Origin of the sequence: Janthinobacterium violaceinigrum, assembly GCF_009208555.1 — a bacterium.
GTDB classification, from domain to species: Bacteria; Pseudomonadota; Gammaproteobacteria; order Burkholderiales; family Burkholderiaceae_D; genus Janthinobacterium; species Janthinobacterium violaceinigrum.
Genome location: NZ_WFLI01000005.1, coordinates 56,017 through 72,237 on the forward strand (window position 1 = coordinate 56,017; position 16,221 = coordinate 72,237).

Genomic DNA, 16,221 nt, shown 5'->3' on the forward strand with positions numbered 1-16,221 from the left:
TCAATGCTTGCGGGGCACGACTTTGCCCTCGAAGACGTAGTATTGGAACAGGTTGTAGCCGATCATGATCGGCAGCATGGAACCCATGCCGATCAGCATGAAGATCAGAGTGGGCTCATCGGATGAGGCCGCCGCGATGCTCAGCTTGCCCGGTACCAGGTCGGGGAAGAAGCTGATGGCCAGGCCCGCGAACGAGGCCAGGAACAGCACGATGGCGCCGCGGAACGGCCCGCGCACGCCATTTACGTGCACGGTCCACAGGATGTAGATAAATGCGCAGGCGGCGACGCAGGCCAGCGACAGCAGCACGCCGAACACGCCCGGCTGCGCCCAGCGGTCGTGGCCGATGGCGCTGAAGACCATGGTGCCGGCCGACAGCACGATGGCGGCCGCGACCGTCGCCAGTACGCTGGCCGTGGCGTAGCGGCGCGCGGCCGCTTCCAGCACGCCGCCCGTCTTCTTGATCAGATACGTGCTGCCCAGCAGGCAATAGCCGGCCACCACGCCCAGCGCCGTGCACGCCGTGAAGACGCCGCTCAGCCAGCCAGGCTGCAAGCCCGTGATGACCTTGCCCAGCACCACGCCCTGCGCCACGGCGGCCAGCAGGCTGCCCGCGCCGAAGACCAGGTCCCACAGGCGCTTGTTGCCGGCCGCATGGCGAAATTCGATCGACGCGCCGCGCATGATCAGGCTGGCGATCAGCAGCATGATGGGAATGTACAGCTGTTCCAGCAAGGTGGCGTAGGCGCTGGGAAAGGCGCCGAACAGGGCGCCGCCCACTACCACCAGCCAGGTTTCGTTGGCGTCCCACACGTGCTCGATGGACTGGAAGATCAGGTTGCGTTCCTGCTCGCGGCGCGTGAACAGGCTGAGGATGCCCACGCCCAGGTCGAAGCCGTCCGTGACCACGTAAAACACCAGCATCAGGCCGATCAGGCCGAACCAGGCATTGCCCAGCATGGCATGCGAATTCATATCCATTTTATATTCCTCATACTTCTCATATTCCTTGATTGATGGGGCCGCATCTCAGCGCCGGGCTTGCAGCAGGGCGCCCACGGCGTGGGAGGCGTGCGGCGGCAGCAGCGTCACGTCCGGGCCTCGTTGCAGCCATTTCTTGGCGAACACAAAGAAGGTGGCAAACAGCACGATGTAAAACACGAAGAACATCAGCATGCTGCCGGCCACGGCGTGGGCCGCCACGTCGGACACGGCGTCGCGCGTGCGCAGCAAGCCGTACACGACCCAGGGCTGGCGTCCCACTTCGCGCACGATCCAGCCGCACTCGACGGCGATGTAGGGCAGCGGAATCGTCAGCACCCAGGCCAGCAGCAGCTTGCGGTTGCGCACGAATTCCTGCACCCGTCCGCCCACCTTGCGCCAGGCTACGAAGGTCCAGAACGCCAGCAGCACGAACCACATGCCGATGCCGGCCATGGCGCGGAACGCGTAGTACAGCAGCGGCAGCGCAGGCGGCTGATCCGCGCGGGCGATGTCGGCCAGGCCCGTGATCTTGCCCGTGGCGCTATGCGTGGCGATCACGCTGAGCATGCCGGGCACTTCGAGCGACCAGTCGTTTTTCTGCTCCGCCTGGTTGGGCCAGGCCAGCAGCGACCAGGCCGCTCCCTCGCCATCGCGGTTCGTGTGCCAGTGGCCTTCGATGGCGGCGCCCTTGGCGGGCTGGGTCTTGAAGACGTCGACGCCGCTCGAGTCGCCCAGCCAGACTTGCAGCGGCGCGATGACGAGCAGCAGCATCAGGGCCAGCTTGAACGAGCGGGCGAAGAAGGCCGGTTCGCGGCGCTTGAACATATACCAGGCGGAAATGCCGGCAATGACGAACAAGCCCGTTTCCACGGCGGCCACCCACATGTGGCCCACGGCCCAGGCCATGTCGGGATTGAAGATGGCGGCCACGTAATCGGTGACGATGATCTTGCCGTCCACCACGCGTACGCCGGCTGGCGTCTGCATCCAGGAATTGGCGACCATGATCCAGAACGAGGAAATGCTGGACCCGAGCGCCACCATGCCGGTGGCAAACAGGTGCACGCCCTTGGGGACGCGGCCCCAGCCGAACATCATGACGCCGATGAAGCCCGCTTCCAGCATGAAGGCCATGGCGCCCTCGAAGCCGAGGATGTTGCCGATAAACTGGCCCGAATGGTGCGAGAACGGCGCCCAGTTGGTGCCGAACTGGAATTCCAGGGGAATGCCGCTGACGACGCCGACGGCAAAATTGAGCACCAGCAGCTTGCTCCAGAAGCGCGCGTGGCGGTAGTACACGGGGTCGCTGGTGCGCAGCCACAGCGCCTCGACGACGAACAGGAACAGCGACAGGCTGATCGTCAGGATGGGCCACAGGATGTGGAAGATGGCCGTCATCGCAAATTGCGCGCGCGACAGGTCCAGGGTATCGAAACCGAACATGGCGTTCTCCTGTTCAGGCGATGGCGGCCGACGGCGCCAGCAGCACGGGGATGGACTTGAAGGTCGGCGTGCGCGAACCGTAACCCACGCTGTCGAGCGGCACCAGCGGATTGGTTTCCGGGTAGTAGGCGCCGATGCAGCCGCGGGGAATGTCATACTCGACCAGCAGGAAACGGTCGGCGCGGCGCTCGATGCCGTCATGCCACACGCCGATCAGGTCGACCCAGTCGCCGGCCGCAAAGCCCAGCATGGCCAGGTCGTCCTTGTTGATGAAGACGACGCGGCGCTGGCCGAACACGCCCCGGTAGCGGTCGTCCATGGCGTAGATCGTCGTGTTGTACTGGTCGTGCGAACGCGTGGTCATCAGCACCATCAGGCGCTCGCCATATTGCTGGCGCGCACGGTGGATGGGCGTGTCCAGTTCCACGGCGTTGACGAGGAATTGCGCCTTGCCGCTGGCCGTCTTCCACACGCGCTCGCGCGAGGCGATTTCCAGGTGGAAACCGCCTGGCTTGGCCACGCGCAAGTTGTAGTCGAAAAAGTCGTCAAACACTTGTTCGATGGAATCGCGCAGCAGCGCATAGTTGCCCGAGTAGCGCAGCCAGTCGATCTTCTCGCTGCCCAGGGTCGCTTGCGCCATGCCGGCCACGATGGCGATTTCCGAACGCAGATTGGGCGAGGCGGGCTGGTTCATGCCGAACGAGATGTGCACCATGCTCATCGAGTCTTCCACCGTGACGCCTTGCGCCACGCCCGCCTGCACGTCGATTTCCGTGCGTCCCAGCGTCGGCAGGATCAGCGCATCCTTGCCGTGCACGAGGTGACTGCGGTTGAGCTTGGTGGCGATGTGCACGGTCAGGTCGCACGAGCGCAGCGCGTCCCAGGTGCGCGGCGTGTCCGGCGTGGCCATCGAGAAATTGCCGCCCAGGGCGACGAACACTTTCACTTTTTTCTCCAGCATGGCTGCTATGGTGCCGACGGCGTCGTAGCCGTGGTGGCGGGGCGGTTCGAAGTTGAACACGAGGCCCAGGCGGTCGAGGAATTCCTTGGTCGGCTGTTCCTCGATGCCCATGGTGCGGTCGCCCTGCACGTTCGAATGGCCGCGCACGGGGCACAGGCCCGCGCCCCGCTTGCCGATATTGCCGCGCATCATCATCAAGTTCGACAGGATCTGCACGGTGGCCAGCGAATTCTTGTGCTGCGTCACGCCCATGCCCCAGGTGGCGATGACGGCCTTGCCGTTCACATAGATCTGCGTCAGCTCCTCGATCTTGTCGCGCGCCACGCCCGACTCGGCCAGCAGCAAGTCCCAGCTTTCCGCGCGCAGGTCGGCCGCGAAGGCGTCGAAGCCGCTCGTGTGTTCGGCGATGAAATCGCAGTCGAGCACGCGCTCCTGGCCGTGGGCGACGGCCTCGTCATCGAGCTCGACGACGCGCTTGGCCATGGCCTTGATCAGCGCGAAGTCGCCGCCCAAGGTGGGGCAGATGAACAGCGAACAGATGTTGGTGCTGCCGCCCGTCAGCATTTCCAGCGGATGCTGGGGGCTGGTGAAACGCTCCAGGCCCCGCTCGTGCAGGGGGTTGATGGAGACGATGACAGCGCCGCGGCGCGACGCTTCGCGCAATTCGCCCAGCATGCGTGGGTGGTTGGTGGCCGGATTCTGGCCGAACAGCAGCAGGGTGTCCGCATGCTCGAAGTCGTCCAGCAGCACCGTGCCCTTGCCGATGCCCACCGTTTCCGGCAAGCCCCGGCTCGTCGCTTCGTGGCACAGGTTGGAACAGTCGGGGAAATTATTCGTGCCGTAGGCGCGCACGAACAATTGATACAAAAAGGCCGCTTCGTTGCTGGCGCGGCCAGACGTGTAGAAGGCGGCCTGGTCCGGGTCGTCCAGCGCGTGCAGGTGGTGCGCCACGAGGGCGTAGGCATCGTCCCAGGAAATGGCCTGGTATTTGTCGCTGGCCGCGTCATACACCATGGGGTCCGTCAAACGGCCATGCTGTTCCAGGTCATAGTCCGACTGTTCCATCAGTTCGGTGACCGTGTGTTCCTGGAAAAACTCGGGGCGCACGCGCTTGCTCGTCGATTCGGCAGCCACGGCCTTGACGCCGTTTTCGCAGAATTCGAACGTCGATGCGTGTTCGCGGTCGGGCCAGGCGCAGCCGGGACAGTCGAAACCGTCGGGCTGGTTTTGCTCGAACAGCGACCGGTAATTGCCCGCGCTGACTTTTTCCTTGAACAGGTTGATGGCCACGTACTTGAGGGCTCCCCAACCGGCCGCTGCATGGGTGTAGGGCGCGATGCGCGCGTCGGACTTTGGCTTGCTCATGATGACTCTCCTGATGATATGCGATGGGACAATCACATGGTAGGGGCGGCGCACTGCCCCGTAGGCGCACAGTTCCGGACAAAAAAACAGAGTACAGATGGGCATGCGGCGATTTGCATCGCGCCCGCCATGCCGCTGATTTATGATGCGGTTCAGGACGTGCATCGGGCATTGCCAGCATGGAGCGAGGAAAAACATGGAACAGGAAGATGGCATCGACGCGGCGCTGGTGGCCTTGCTGGCGCTGCTGTGGGAAGCACGGCAGGCGGCGCCCGCAAAACCGTGGTCGCTGGCCAAGCTGGCCAAGCGGGCAGGGGTACAGATGAGTACCTTGTTGCGCCAGCTCAATGCGCTGTCCAGCGCGGGATTGGTGAACGTGACGACGGCGGAGAGCGGCGGCGGCAGCGCGCTACTCAGCGCGGCGGGCGCGGAACTGTGCGCCACGGTATTTGCCGCGCCGCCAGCACCGTAGGCGCACGGTCCCGCGCGTCTGTACTCTATCGCCTGGCGCCGGACTGTACCTCTTTGCCCGCCCCCATTCGTCCTATGCTGGACCCTGACGAATGCCTATCGAGGGGAAGCACCATGAACACCATCCTGTATCCGCCGCCGGCGCTCCGGCAGCCAGGCCATATCGAACCGTGCGTGGACATGCTGGGTCGCCCCCTGACGGACTTGCGCATTTCCGTCATCGACCAGTGCAACTTCCGCTGCACGTATTGCATGCCGGCCGAGCTGTACCCCAGCGATTACCCGTTTCTGCCGTCCAGCGAGCGCCTGTCCTTCGCGCAGATCGAAACGATGGCGCGCGCCTTCGTGCGCCTGGGCGTCGACAAGATCCGCATCACGGGCGGCGAGCCGCTGCTGCGCAAGAACCTCGAGCAGCTGATCGAGGCGCTGGCGAGGCTCACCACGCCGGACGGGCGCGCCGTGAGCATCGCGCTGACGACGAACGGCAGCTTGCTGGCGGCCAAGGCGCGCTCGCTCAAGAATGCGGGCCTGGACCGGGTTACCGTCAGCCTCGACAGCCTCGATAACGGCATTTTCCAGCGCATGAATGGCGTCGATTTTCCCGTCGACAAAGTGCTGCACGGGATTGAGGTGGCGCAAGCCGTGGGCTTGAACCCCGTGAAGGTCAACATGGTGGTGCAGAAAGGCGTCAACGATAGCCAGATCGTGCCGCTGGCGCGCCACTTCCGCCATACGGGCGTGGTGCTGCGCCTGATCGAATTCATGGACGTGGGCGGCATCGGCGCCTGGTCGCGCACGCATGTCGTCACGTCGGAGGCGGCGCGCGCGCTGATCGCCGCCGAATTCCCCCTCGTATCGCTGGGCGAAGGCAAGCCCCTCTTGCACGAAACGGCCAGCCGCTACCGCTACCTTGATGGCGGCGGCGAAGTGGGTTTCATTTCCAGCGTGTCGCAGCCGTTCTGCGGCGACTGCAGCCGGGTGCGCGTGTCGTCGGACGGCAAGCTGTTTACCTGTCTGTTCGCCCAGGACGGCCTCGACCTGCGGCCTCAGCTTGACTCCGCGCAAGGGCTGGAAAGCCTGCTGCGCCGGCACTGGCAGCGGCGCGGCGACCGCTATTCGGAAGTGCGCGGCGCACTGGCCCAGGCCAGCGGCCGCAAGCAGTATCGCACCGTGCGCATGTCGCTGGTGGGCGGCTGAATGGTCTACAGGAATTCGGTGATGAGTTTGCCCAGCAGGATGATCGCCTGTTCCACGTCCACGCTCCACGGATAGCTGTAATTGAGGCGGATGCAATGTTTGTAGGCCTGGCTGACGGAAAACATGCGCCCCGGGCCCACCGTGATCTTGCATTCGAGCGCGCGCCGGTACAGCTGCATGGAGTCTATATTGCCGGGCAACTCCACCCACAGCACGTAGCCGCCCTGCGGGTGCGAGATTTTCGTACCGACAGGAAAGAAACGCAGCACGGCGGCCGCCATGATGCGCGCCTGCTGGGCATAGGCCTTGCGGGTGCGGCGCAGATGCTGTTCGTAGCCATCGTTTTGCAGGTATTCGGCGATGGCCAGCTGGGGAAACGAGGACGTGGCCAGGGTGTTGAGGAATTTGAGTTCTTCCACCTTGCCCCGGTAGCGTCCGGCCAGGGCCCAGCCCACGCGCTGGGCGGAACTGAGGCTCTTGGAAAACGAGGAACAGTGCAGCACCAGGCCCTTGCGGTCGTGGGACTTGAGCGAGGACGGGTGGGCGTCGCCGTAATACAGTTCGTTGTAGACGCCGTTTTCGATGGCGGGCACGTCGTGCTGCTCCAGCAGCTGGACCAGGGCCCGCTTGCGCTGGTCCGACATCTGGAAGCCCAGCGGATTCTGGAAGTTCGGCATCACCATGACGGCGGCGATCGGCTGCCGGGCCATGATGTCGGCCAGCGCCTCGATGCTGATGCCTTCATACGGGTCGGTGGACACTTCCACCACCTTCATGCCCAGCCGTTCGACGGCCATCAACATGGCATAGAAGGTGGGCGACTCGACGGCGATGGTGTCGCCCGGCTTGGCCACCGCTTGCAGGCACAGGTTGATGGCTTCCGTGGCGCCCACGGTGACGATGATTTCGTCGGGATCGACGGCCAGGCCGTTTTCCAGGTAGCGGCGGGCGATTTCGCGTATCAGCTGCGGGTTGCCCGGCGGCAGGTCGTCCGTCACGTTCCACGCGCGGTTGCGGCGCGCCACCGCGCCCGCATACTGGTTGATGCGTTCCCAGGGAAACAGCGACGGGTCGGGGTAGGGCGAGCCCAGCGGGATAGCGTCGTGCAAGCCGATCGAGCGCAGGGTCGACAGCACCAGGCGGCTCACGTGCACTTCCGCCGGCACGGGACTGGGGTGCGACGCCTGCATGCAGATGGACGGCGTGGCCGTGTCGCCGGCGCGGGGGCGCACGAAGTAGCCGGACTGGGGCCGGCTTTCGATCACGCCCATGCTTTCCAGCTTGACGTAGGCGCGCAGCACCGTGGTGATGCTCAGCTTGTGCTGCTGGCTGGTCTGGCGCACGGAGGGGATGCGTTCGCCGGGCAGGAGCACGCCCTTGGCGACCAGTTGCTCGATGTCGCCAACGAGCTTTTCATACAGTTTCATGCAATGGTATCCATTTTTATTCTTGCTCTACGTCATTGCATTATCGTTCAATTCATGACTACCTATAGTTACAGTTGTCGCATGTTGCTTAAATGAAACTGGCATCCGGCACTTCCTGGTTTACCATCCACATAGCAATCAAAAGAGGAGTATCGGTCATGGCAATTCCACAAAGCATGCTATCCGTCGTCGCGCGCGATGAAGTGCATTTGCAGTTCAATGTAAAGGCCGGCGTCGACATGCGGCAGTTGTTCAAGTTGCTCAGTAAACTGTGGGAATCCCAGGTCACGGGCATTTTGGATCCCACCCTGAACCGCCACCATCAGTTGACGGGCGGCACGGCCAACGTGGTGCTGGGTTTCCGGCCCGAGCTGTGGCGCGCCGCCTGCCCCGGCTGCGTGCCGGACAACATGGCGTCATTCGACCACGACCTCGTGGGCGCCAATGGCAAGACGGCGCCGGCCACCCAGCACGATTTCTGGGTCTGGATCACGCAGTCGAACGCGGCCACCCTGTACGACAGCATGCGCACGGCGCTTACCTTGCTGGGGCCTTTCGCCGAGCTGGCCAGCGAGCAGGTGTGTTTTCCCTACCATAACAATGTGACCTTCGACGGCTTTGCCGACGGCGTCGCCAATCCGAATCCGTTCCGTGCCCACGGCGTGGCCATCATTCCCGACGGCGAGAAGGGCGCGGGCGGCTCCACCGTGCTGCTGCAGAAATGGCGCATGGATGTGGAGCGCCTGCGCGCCTTGCCCGTGCACGCGGCGGAACAGGTGTGGGGCCGCACCAAGGCGGGCAGCCACGAATTGTCGCCGCTGCCCGTCGATTCCCACGTGGGCCGCAATCAATTCATCCGCGATGGCGAGGAAGTCGATATCGTGCGCCGCAATGCCAATTACGCCAATGCCGGCGAGGCGGGCGTCATGTTTGTCGGTTTTTGCAAGGACATCACGGTGACTATGGGCATGCTGCGGCAAATGTACGGCGTAGGCTATGATGGCATCACCAAAACGGACAGGCTGCTGGATTTTTCCACGGCGCTGTCGTCGGCGATCTATTTCGTGCCCAGCATCGATGCCTTGCTGGCAGTGGGTATTTCGCCGGCGGATCCCGGCTGAGTGCCATCCCGGCGCTTCCGCTTCCCGGTCCCTATTTTTACTTTACAAGGAGTTTTTCATGCGTATTCGTCCCGCCACACTGTTGTCCGCCCTGATACTGGGCAGCGTCGTCTTCAGCGCTTCCGCTTCCGCCGTGGGCCTGGGTTTCCTGGCCGATACGCCGATGGCTTACCTGAACAAGAACGACAAGCCCGTCTTCGTGAAGGCCGTGGGCGACGTGCTCAATGACAAGAAGGATGGCGAAACCGTGCAATGGAGCAATGAGGGCTTGCGCAATTCCGTGCGCATCGCCGCCGAGATCACGGCCAGCGACACGCAAAAGACGGACGCGCAAACCTGCCGCAAGGTGCAGGTGGCCCTGAGCGCCAAGGGCCAGGAACAGACCCTCAAGCTGACGGTCTGCAAGGCGGGCGCCGGCGACTGGAAAGTGAAAAAGCAATAAGAACCGGCCGCCCTTCCTTGCCGGGAGGGCGGCGGCGCGACGGCTGGCCGCAGCTGGTGCGCGGCTGCCTAGTCGTGGTTGATGGCGGCCACTTGCCGCAAGCTTGCTTCGTCGGTGAGCAAGGTGACCACGGCATTGGTCTTGGCATGCACGCGCACGCCCTTGAGCCAGTCCGGCAGGGCAAGGACGGCACCAGCGGCGATGGGCAGGATGACCTGAATCACGGGCTCGCTGCCCTTGGGCGGCGTCGCCTCGAAGTCCAGGTCCTGGATGCCGTCCTGCGGCGGCTTGATGTAGACGCGGGGCGCGAGAGTAGCCGCCTTCCAGCCGCCGGAGCTGACTTCGCCGATCGCGCTCACATGCAAATGCGGCGGATGGCTCTTGTCGATGGCGAGGTGCACGGCATTGACTTTGTAGATGGGAACGCTCATGGTATCTCCAGGAAGGGGGGCGCGCCGCCAGGCCCGCGGCGTGTAGGGCCAGTCCCGATGCCTCGGCATCGTTAAGCTAGCTCAGCAAGTGTAGGTCGTATTTTCACCATCACCATCTCCAATTGTCACGATGGCCATGCGCTTGCCGCCAGGCGCGCAAGCCATGCTTCTCTACTTTCTCGTGGGAAAGCCTCGCGCAACGGTTAGAATCACGTTTTACCTTCTTTTTTCCCATCTGCATGCAGCAAAGTCGCCTCCTGTTCTTCCGCCTGGCCGGCCAGTTTCGCCGGTATGGCGCCATCGTTGCCGCTACCTTGCTGGCCGTGGGCGTGGCGTCCGCCACCGATGTGTTGTTAATCCGCCAGTTGCAAAACGTCGTAGACGCCATGCGCGCGACGGCCAGCACGCAGGTCGCGCCCGCATCGGGCATGATGGGCATGCTGCAGGGCTGGGTTGACCGTTTCTTGCCGGCACAGGCGGGGCAGGTGGATCTGTGGGTGATTCCCGCCACCATCCTGGGCCTGGCCGTGCTGCGCATGGTGTCGAGCTTTGCCGGCGATTACGGTTCCGTCTGGCTATCGAGCCGCGTGCAGGCGGACTTGCGCGAAAAGATGTTCGCCACCATCATGCGCCTGCCCAGCCGCTTTTTCGATACCACCACCACCAGCCTGACGCAGTCGCGCGTGGCCTTCGACGCCAGCCAGGTGTCGCAGGCGGGCTTGAACGTGCTCAACGTGATGGTGCGCGATTCCGTCGCCACCATCGGCTACCTGATCCTGCTGTTCAGCATCGACGTGAAACTGGCCCTGTTCTGCATGGCTTCGATGCCCATCGTGGCCATCGTCGTGACCCTGGCGGGCCGGCGCATGCGTCACCTGAGCAAGAGTTCCCAGCAAGCCGTGGGCGAGCTGACGTCCGTGCTCGACGAAAGCATCGGCGGCCAGCGCGTGGTGAAAATCTTCGGCGGCCAGGATTATGAACAGGCGCGCTTCGTCGACGTGGTCAAGCGCAACCGCCAGCTGGCCGTCAAGCATGCGGCCACCTCGGCAATGAATTCCGGCTTCATCATGATGCTCGTCGGTATCACGCTGTCGTCCGTGATCTATTTCGCCATGCTGCGCGCGCAAAGCGGCGCCATCACGCCGGGCGCGTTTGTCGCCTTCATGGGCGCGCTGATGGCCATGCAGTCGCCGATCAAGAACCTGACCAAGATCAATGAGCCCCTGCAGCGGGGCCTGGCGGCGGCCGAGTCCGTCTTCGGCCTGATCGACACGCCGCTGGAACCGGACCCGGGCACCCTGGCGCCCGCCACGGTGCAGGGCAATTTGTCCCTGCAGAACGTCAACTTCCGCTACAACAGCGATGATCCCGATGCGCCCACGGCCCTGAGCGACATTTCGCTCGACATCCGTGCCGGCGAAACGGTGGCCCTGGTGGGCGGCTCGGGTGGCGGCAAGACCACCTTGCTGGGCTTGCTGCCCCGCTTCTATGACGTCAGCGGCGGCCAGATCCTGCTCGACGGCGTCGACGTGCGCGACTATGCCTTGCTGGCCCTGCGGCGCCAGTTCGCCCTCGTCAGCCAGGATGTGATCCTGTTCAACGATACGATGGCGGCAAATATCGCGTATGGCGATCCGGCGCCGAACCAGGACCGCATCGAAGCGTCGGCGCGCGCCGCCTACGCCCACGACTTCATCATGCAGCTGCCGCAAGGCTATGCAACGCAGGCGGGACAGAACGGTTCGCGCCTGTCGGGCGGGCAACGCCAGCGCCTGGCGATCGCCCGCGCCCTGTACAAGGATGCACCGATTCTCTTGCTCGACGAAGCCACCAGCGCGCTGGACACGGAGTCGGAGCGTTCGGTACAGGCGGCGCTGGAAGTGCTGATGCGCAACCGCACCACCATCGTCATCGCCCACCGTTTGTCCACCATCGAAAGCGCGGACCGCATCGTCGTCATGCAGGGCGGCCGCCTGGTGGAATCGGGCAGCCATGCAGCCTTGCTGCAGCAGGGCGGCGCGTATGCGCGCCTGCATGCGAGCCAGCTGTCGCCCGTCAAGGATGGCGTGGGCTGACGTGTGGCGCGCCTGCCGCGCCAGCGCATGTCCCCAGGCCGGGACCGGACCAGCAGGTCCGGTCCCGGTTTTTTATTTTGGGCGCGGCAATCGTGCCCGCGGCGAATGGCGCTTGCCTATATGATGGCAGCCGCAATGCAATATGAGCAATGGAGCAACATGAAGAATCAACAGACGATGCGCTGGCTGCTGGCCGCCGCGCTGGGTACGGCCTTGCCGCTGGCGGCCCAGGAACAGCCGGCGGAGACAACACCGACGCGACAGGAGGAAGACCGCAGCATGTATCTGGATGAAAATTTCGTACCCAGCAGCCAGGGCCGCGCCGCGTATGCGCTGCGCACGCCGCCCGTGCGCGACGAGGCGCTGGGCGCCTGGCATGTGCGGCTCGAATTTCCCGACACGCCGGGCGTGCTGGCCTTTGAAACCTATGCCACGGACCTGGACCTGAGCCAGGTCAAGTTCGTGAAGTTTCGCAAGTACTACCACGAGAATGGCCAGCTGTTGCGCGAAACCTGTTTGGATGCCCAGGGCGAGGAGCTGCTCGGCGGTAGCGCGTACTTCGAGAATGGCCAGGTCCAGCAGCGGGTGACCGCATTGCCGAACGGACGCGACAGCATCTCGGAAACGTATCACGAGAATGGCCAGCTGATGAGCCGAACGCTGTATCACGGCGACGAGATGGCCGATGGCGAGCATGTGTCGTATGGCGCGAATGGGGCCGTGAGCAGCCGCTCGTATCAGCGCCATGGCAAGATGGATGGCGTGCAGGAATTGTTTTATGCGGATGGCAAGCTGCACCGGCGGGGACGCTTCGTCGATGGCAAGCGCGAGGGCGAGTTTGTCCGGTATGCCCAGGATGGCAAGGTGCTGGCCAGCACCGTCTGGGAGCATGACCAGCCCGATGGCTGGTCGTTTGAAAGCCATGACAATGGCGTCGTGTCGAACAAGACGCTGTATCGGAAAGGCGCCGTGCTCAGCTTGCAAACGTGGGGGCCGAATGGCCGGCCCAATTTTGCATGGCAAAAAGACGCGCAGGGGCGCGACCACGGCGACACGACGGATTGGCATGCCAACGGCGTGCGCGCCAGCGTGACTCCGTTTGTCGAAGGCCAGCGCCACGGCTTGCTGCAGGCCTGGTACGACGACGGCAGCCTGCGCCAGATCGTGCCGTACGACCACGGCAAGAAGCACGGCATCGAACGTCAATGGGACCAGGCGGGCAAGCTGGTGCTGGAACAGGCGTGGCAGGCTGGCGAACCCGTCCCTGCCGGTCATTAGGCAGTAGGAGCGCGCCCGCCTTTGCAGGTATCATGTACGGATTCCGGCCCGCCAGCAGGCGCGAAGCCGGCAGGATAACTGGAGGCAATGGTGGTGGAAGCGGAAGTTTCGGCGATGGCCAGGGCGCAAGGCATGGCCTTGCAAAACATGCGCGTCGTCATGCGCGCGGCGCAGCGGCACTCGGCGCAGATCGAGAAGCAATGCGGCGTGTCGGGTGCGCAATTGTGGGTGATGCAGGAATTGCTGGAACGGCCGGGCCTGCGCATGGGCGAGCTGGCAAGCAAGATGTCGATCCACCAGACGACGGCCAGCAACCTGGTCGATGCGCTGGTGAAAAAAACCTATGTGCGCAAGGCACGCGACCAGCCCGACCAGCGCGTGGTCACCCTGACCCTGACGCTGGAAGGGCAAGCCGTGATCGCCGGCGCGCCGCAGCCGGCGCGCGGTTTGCTGCCCAGCGCGCTGGCCCAGCTGGACCCCGACAGCCTGGCCCACCTGAACCAGGGCTTGAACGCCTTGCTGGCCGTCGTCGCCCCCGATGACAGGCAGGCGGGCATGCAGCCGTTTCCGTTTACGATGTAGCGTCCCGGCTGGCCTGCGGCAGCCGTTGCAGCTGCAGCTGTGCCAGCGCCCCATACAGCGGTTCGCTGAGCACGCGCGACACGGTGCTGGCCACGACGGCGCACGCCATCAGGCTGAGCACCATGCCGTGGCCGTCGACCATTTCCATGACAATGATAAACGCCGTCAGCGGCGCCTGCGTGGCGGCAGCCAGGAAACCCACCATGCCCAGCGCGATCAGCGCGGGCGCGTGCGGATAGTGCAGCAGCACGGCGATATCGTGGCCGATGCCGGCGCCGATGGCCAGCGACGGGGCGAAGATGCCGGCCGGCACGCCCGACCACACGGTCAGCCACGTCGCCACATATTTGAAGGCCACGAAGGCGGGCGCCACGTCGGACGCGCCATCGAGCATGGCGCGCGTGGCCACGGTGCCGCTGCCGAACGTGGCGCCATGGCTGGCGATGCCGATGGCCGCCACCAGCAAGCCGCAGACGGCGGCGAACAGCACGGGCCGGCCTTGTCGCCACGCGGACAGCTTGCCCAGGGGATTGCCCCTGGCGGACGCCAGCAGCAGGCGCGCAAACAGGCCGCCCGCCACGCCCGCCACCAGGGTCACCAGCAAGCCGGGCAGGGCCAGCGCCAGGCCGATGGGGCCCGGGTGGATGATGCCGAAGTGGGTGGCGTTGCCGTGGATGGAGACGGCCATCATGCCGGCCAGCACGATGCCAGCCACGATGAGGCCGCTGTTGCGCTGCTCGGGCGAGCGCGATAGTTCCTCGATGGCAAACATGACGCCCGCCAGCGGCGTGTTGAAGGCGGCCGCGATGCCGGCCGCGCCGCCCGCCACCAGCAAGGAATGGGCGCTCACCTGCGAGTGGCGGGGCAGCCAGCGGCGCGCCGCCAGCATCACGCCGGCCGCGATCTGCACGGACGGTCCTTCGCGCCCCAGCGAGAGTCCCCCCAGCAAGCCGCCCGCCGTCAGGCCTATCTTCGCGGCGCTGAGTTTCAACGAGACAAACAGCGAGCGCTGCTCGGGCGCCACGGCAGGGTCCAGTGTCGCCATCACTTGCGGGATGCCGGAACCGGCCGCACCCATCGCGTAGCGGCGCGTCAGCCAGACGAGCAGGGCGGCGCAAATGGGCGTCCACAGCAGGGCAAACCACCAGGCCTTGCCGTTAAAAAACAGAAAACAATCGAGCGCCGTTTCCGCCAGCCATGTAAATCCCACGACGACGAGGCCCGCGATGGCGGCCATGCCGACGACGACGGCACGCGACCACCACAGGCGCGGGTTGGCAAATTCATGCTTGAAGGCAGAGGGGATGTCGTGCAAGTGCTTCATTGCGGCAAGTCCAGAAAGGGGCGCGCAGGGCGTCGGGGAGACTTGCCATTATAGAGATATATTTGTCCGAATGCTTTTCGTCTGCCTTATTTGTGGGCAATTGACGACAGCAGCCATACCCCGGCCGGAAAATCGGCAAGGGCCCGCCCTTGCGGCGCCAGGTGCGGCCCGGACGCCACAGGCTTACACGAACAGCTCGTGCCGCGCGCTCTGGCTGATGGCGACGGTGGCCGGGTGGCTCAGGCGCCGCTCCGTGGTGATCGCATACACTTGCTCGACGAGGCTGTCGACCCGGCCCAGCGCCACCACGGCATATTGTTCGCAGACCTGGGGCGCGATCACGGTGGGCGCAAAGAACAGGCCGGCGCCGGACTGGCCGAAGGCCTTCATCATGGCGCTGTCGTCGAACTCGCCGACGATGCGCGGATGCAGATTGTTGTCGCCCAGCCATTGCAGCAGGCGCCCGTAGATGGCGAAGTCTTCGCCCGGCAGCAGCAGCGGCGCGCCGTCCAGGCATAGCGGAAAGCCGCCCGTCAGGGTGGCGGCCAGCGCTGGCGTGCCGAACAGGGTCATGCCGCTTTCGCCCAGCAAGTGGTTAAAGCCGCGCACGCTCAAATGGGCCGGCATGGGGCGGTCCGCCATGATCAGGTCCAGCCGGTGCACGGCCAGGTCCGCCAGCAGGCTGGCCAGCCGGCCTTCGCGGCAAATGATGCGCAGCGGTTCGGCCAGGCTTAGCGCCGGCGCCACGAGGCGGCAGGCGATCAGTTTCGAGACGGAATCGGCGCAGCCCACGCGGAACGTCGTCGTCGCCGTGCGCGACTGGTCGCGCACGATTTCCAGCAATTCATCGCCCGTGCTGAAGATGCTTTCCGCATGGCTGAGGATGCGCCTGCCCGTGTCCGTCAATTCCAGCTGGCGCCCGCTGCGGCGGAACAGTTCCACGCCCAGGGTGTCGGCAAACTCGCTGAGCTGCCCGGAAATCGATTGCGGCGTCAGGTGCAGCTGCTCGGCCGCGCGGGCGATGCTGCCCGTCTTGGCCACCATCCAGAAATAGCGCAAGTGCTTGAAGTTGAGTGTCGACATGGTTTTCCCAAAGAATAATGCATCGAGTTTTTCGATG

Annotated in this window: 14 protein-coding genes; 7 read left to right on the forward strand and 7 right to left on the reverse strand. The window is 64.6% G+C overall.

Annotation, left to right across the window (positions count from 1 at the left end; genetic code table 11):
• Genes GCN75_RS05775 through GCN75_RS05785 form a run of 3 tightly spaced genes read right to left on the reverse strand, consistent with a single transcriptional unit; the run spans nucleotide 1 to nucleotide 4,753 of the window.
• Nucleotides 1-981 carry a cytochrome d ubiquinol oxidase subunit II gene (locus GCN75_RS05775; RefSeq protein ID WP_193317393.1) on the reverse strand — a complete coding sequence of 327 codons (981 nt, stop codon included), beginning with the start codon at nucleotides 979-981 and terminating at the stop codon, nucleotides 1-3.
• A 48-nt stretch (nucleotides 982-1,029) separates the two neighbouring features.
• Nucleotides 1,030-2,427: a cytochrome ubiquinol oxidase subunit I gene (locus GCN75_RS05780; protein WP_152281768.1), complete on the reverse strand. Its 1,398-nt coding sequence runs from the start codon at nucleotides 2,425-2,427 to the stop codon at nucleotides 1,030-1,032.
• A gap of 13 nt (nucleotides 2,428-2,440) precedes the next feature.
• Complete coding sequence (locus tag GCN75_RS05785; RefSeq protein ID WP_152281769.1) at nucleotides 2,441-4,753, reverse strand: FdhF/YdeP family oxidoreductase; 2,313 nt, start codon at nucleotides 4,751-4,753, stop codon at nucleotides 2,441-2,443.
• Nucleotides 4,754-4,949: 196 nt separating this feature from the next.
• On the opposite strand from GCN75_RS05785, the gene GCN75_RS05790 reads away from it, so the two are divergent.
• Together GCN75_RS05790 and moaA are read left to right on the forward strand one after the other, a co-directional pair.
• On the forward strand, nucleotides 4,950-5,225 hold the full coding sequence (locus GCN75_RS05790) for a helix-turn-helix domain-containing protein (RefSeq protein ID WP_152281770.1): 276 nt from the start codon (nucleotides 4,950-4,952) through the stop codon (nucleotides 5,223-5,225).
• Nucleotides 5,226-5,338: 113 nt separating this feature from the next.
• Nucleotides 5,339-6,421, forward strand: coding sequence for a GTP 3',8-cyclase MoaA (gene moaA, locus GCN75_RS05795; protein ID WP_152281771.1), 1,083 nt, complete (start codon nucleotides 5,339-5,341; stop codon nucleotides 6,419-6,421).
• 5 nt (nucleotides 6,422-6,426) lie between these two features.
• Here the strand turns inward: moaA and GCN75_RS05800 are convergent, their stop codons facing one another.
• Nucleotides 6,427-7,848, reverse strand: a complete 1,422-nt coding sequence (locus GCN75_RS05800; RefSeq protein ID WP_152281772.1) for an aminotransferase-like domain-containing protein — start codon at nucleotides 7,846-7,848, stop codon at nucleotides 6,427-6,429.
• A 158-nt stretch (nucleotides 7,849-8,006) separates the two neighbouring features.
• Between GCN75_RS05800 and GCN75_RS05805 the strand changes: the two genes are divergently transcribed.
• Together GCN75_RS05805 and GCN75_RS05810 are read left to right on the forward strand one after the other, a co-directional pair.
• On the forward strand, nucleotides 8,007-8,969 hold the full coding sequence (locus tag GCN75_RS05805) for a Dyp-type peroxidase (protein WP_193317394.1): 963 nt from the start codon (nucleotides 8,007-8,009) through the stop codon (nucleotides 8,967-8,969).
• Nucleotides 8,970-9,027: 58 nt separating this feature from the next.
• Nucleotides 9,028-9,411: a hypothetical protein gene (locus tag GCN75_RS05810; protein ID WP_152256331.1), complete on the forward strand. Its 384-nt coding sequence runs from the start codon at nucleotides 9,028-9,030 to the stop codon at nucleotides 9,409-9,411.
• Nucleotides 9,412-9,479: 68 nt separating this feature from the next.
• Here GCN75_RS05810 and GCN75_RS05815 read toward each other — a convergent pair whose 3' ends face one another.
• Complete coding sequence (locus tag GCN75_RS05815) at nucleotides 9,480-9,842, reverse strand: hypothetical protein (protein WP_152256330.1); 363 nt, start codon at nucleotides 9,840-9,842, stop codon at nucleotides 9,480-9,482.
• A 239-nt stretch (nucleotides 9,843-10,081) separates the two neighbouring features.
• Here GCN75_RS05815 and msbA point away from each other — a divergent pair, with 239 nt between their 5' ends.
• The 3 genes from msbA (at nucleotide 10,082) to GCN75_RS05830 (ending at nucleotide 13,777) form a co-directional block, all read left to right on the forward strand.
• Nucleotides 10,082-11,917 (forward strand): lipid A export permease/ATP-binding protein MsbA, encoded by a 1,836-nt coding sequence (gene msbA, locus GCN75_RS05820; protein ID WP_152281774.1) that lies wholly within the window; start codon nucleotides 10,082-10,084, stop codon nucleotides 11,915-11,917.
• 159 nt (nucleotides 11,918-12,076) lie between these two features.
• Nucleotides 12,077-13,195 (forward strand): toxin-antitoxin system YwqK family antitoxin, encoded by a 1,119-nt coding sequence (locus GCN75_RS05825; RefSeq protein WP_193317395.1) that lies wholly within the window; start codon nucleotides 12,077-12,079, stop codon nucleotides 13,193-13,195.
• Between the two features lie 87 nt (nucleotides 13,196-13,282).
• Nucleotides 13,283-13,777 carry a MarR family winged helix-turn-helix transcriptional regulator gene (locus tag GCN75_RS05830; RefSeq protein WP_152281776.1) on the forward strand — a complete coding sequence of 165 codons (495 nt, stop codon included), beginning with the start codon at nucleotides 13,283-13,285 and terminating at the stop codon, nucleotides 13,775-13,777.
• On the opposite strand, the gene GCN75_RS05835 is transcribed toward GCN75_RS05830, so the two are convergent.
• Nucleotides 13,767-15,101: a chloride channel protein gene (locus GCN75_RS05835; RefSeq protein ID WP_152281777.1), complete on the reverse strand. Its 1,335-nt coding sequence runs from the start codon at nucleotides 15,099-15,101 to the stop codon at nucleotides 13,767-13,769. The two genes, GCN75_RS05830 and GCN75_RS05835, sit on opposite strands and share 11 nt — an antisense overlap.
• A 183-nt stretch (nucleotides 15,102-15,284) precedes the next feature.
• A complete protein-coding gene (nhaR, locus tag GCN75_RS05840; RefSeq protein ID WP_152281778.1) occupies nucleotides 15,285-16,184 on the reverse strand; it encodes a transcriptional activator NhaR in 900 nt (299 codons plus the stop codon).
• Nucleotides 16,185-16,221: the final 37 nt, after the last annotated feature.

Coding starts and splice junctions, on each gene's coding strand:
- GCN75_RS05775 (WP_193317393.1), bottom strand. CDS start 981: ATGGATATGAATTCGCATGCCATGCTGGGCAATGCCTGGTTCGGCCTG.
- GCN75_RS05780 (WP_152281768.1), bottom strand. CDS start 2,427: ATGTTCGGTTTCGATACCCTGGACCTGTCGCGCGCGCAATTTGCGATG.
- GCN75_RS05785 (WP_152281769.1), bottom strand. CDS start 4,753: ATGAGCAAGCCAAAGTCCGACGCGCGCATCGCGCCCTACACCCATGCA.
- GCN75_RS05790 (WP_152281770.1), top strand. CDS start 4,950: ATGGAACAGGAAGATGGCATCGACGCGGCGCTGGTGGCCTTGCTGGCG.
- moaA (WP_152281771.1), top strand. CDS start 5,339: ATGAACACCATCCTGTATCCGCCGCCGGCGCTCCGGCAGCCAGGCCAT.
- GCN75_RS05800 (WP_152281772.1), bottom strand. CDS start 7,848: ATGAAACTGTATGAAAAGCTCGTTGGCGACATCGAGCAACTGGTCGCC.
- GCN75_RS05805 (WP_193317394.1), top strand. CDS start 8,007: ATGGCAATTCCACAAAGCATGCTATCCGTCGTCGCGCGCGATGAAGTG.
- GCN75_RS05810 (WP_152256331.1), top strand. CDS start 9,028: ATGCGTATTCGTCCCGCCACACTGTTGTCCGCCCTGATACTGGGCAGC.
- GCN75_RS05815 (WP_152256330.1), bottom strand. CDS start 9,842: ATGAGCGTTCCCATCTACAAAGTCAATGCCGTGCACCTCGCCATCGAC.
- msbA (WP_152281774.1), top strand. CDS start 10,082: ATGCAGCAAAGTCGCCTCCTGTTCTTCCGCCTGGCCGGCCAGTTTCGC.
- GCN75_RS05825 (WP_193317395.1), top strand. CDS start 12,077: ATGAAGAATCAACAGACGATGCGCTGGCTGCTGGCCGCCGCGCTGGGT.
- GCN75_RS05830 (WP_152281776.1), top strand. CDS start 13,283: ATGGTGGTGGAAGCGGAAGTTTCGGCGATGGCCAGGGCGCAAGGCATG.
- GCN75_RS05835 (WP_152281777.1), bottom strand. CDS start 15,101: ATGAAGCACTTGCACGACATCCCCTCTGCCTTCAAGCATGAATTTGCC.
- nhaR (WP_152281778.1), bottom strand. CDS start 16,184: ATGTCGACACTCAACTTCAAGCACTTGCGCTATTTCTGGATGGTGGCC.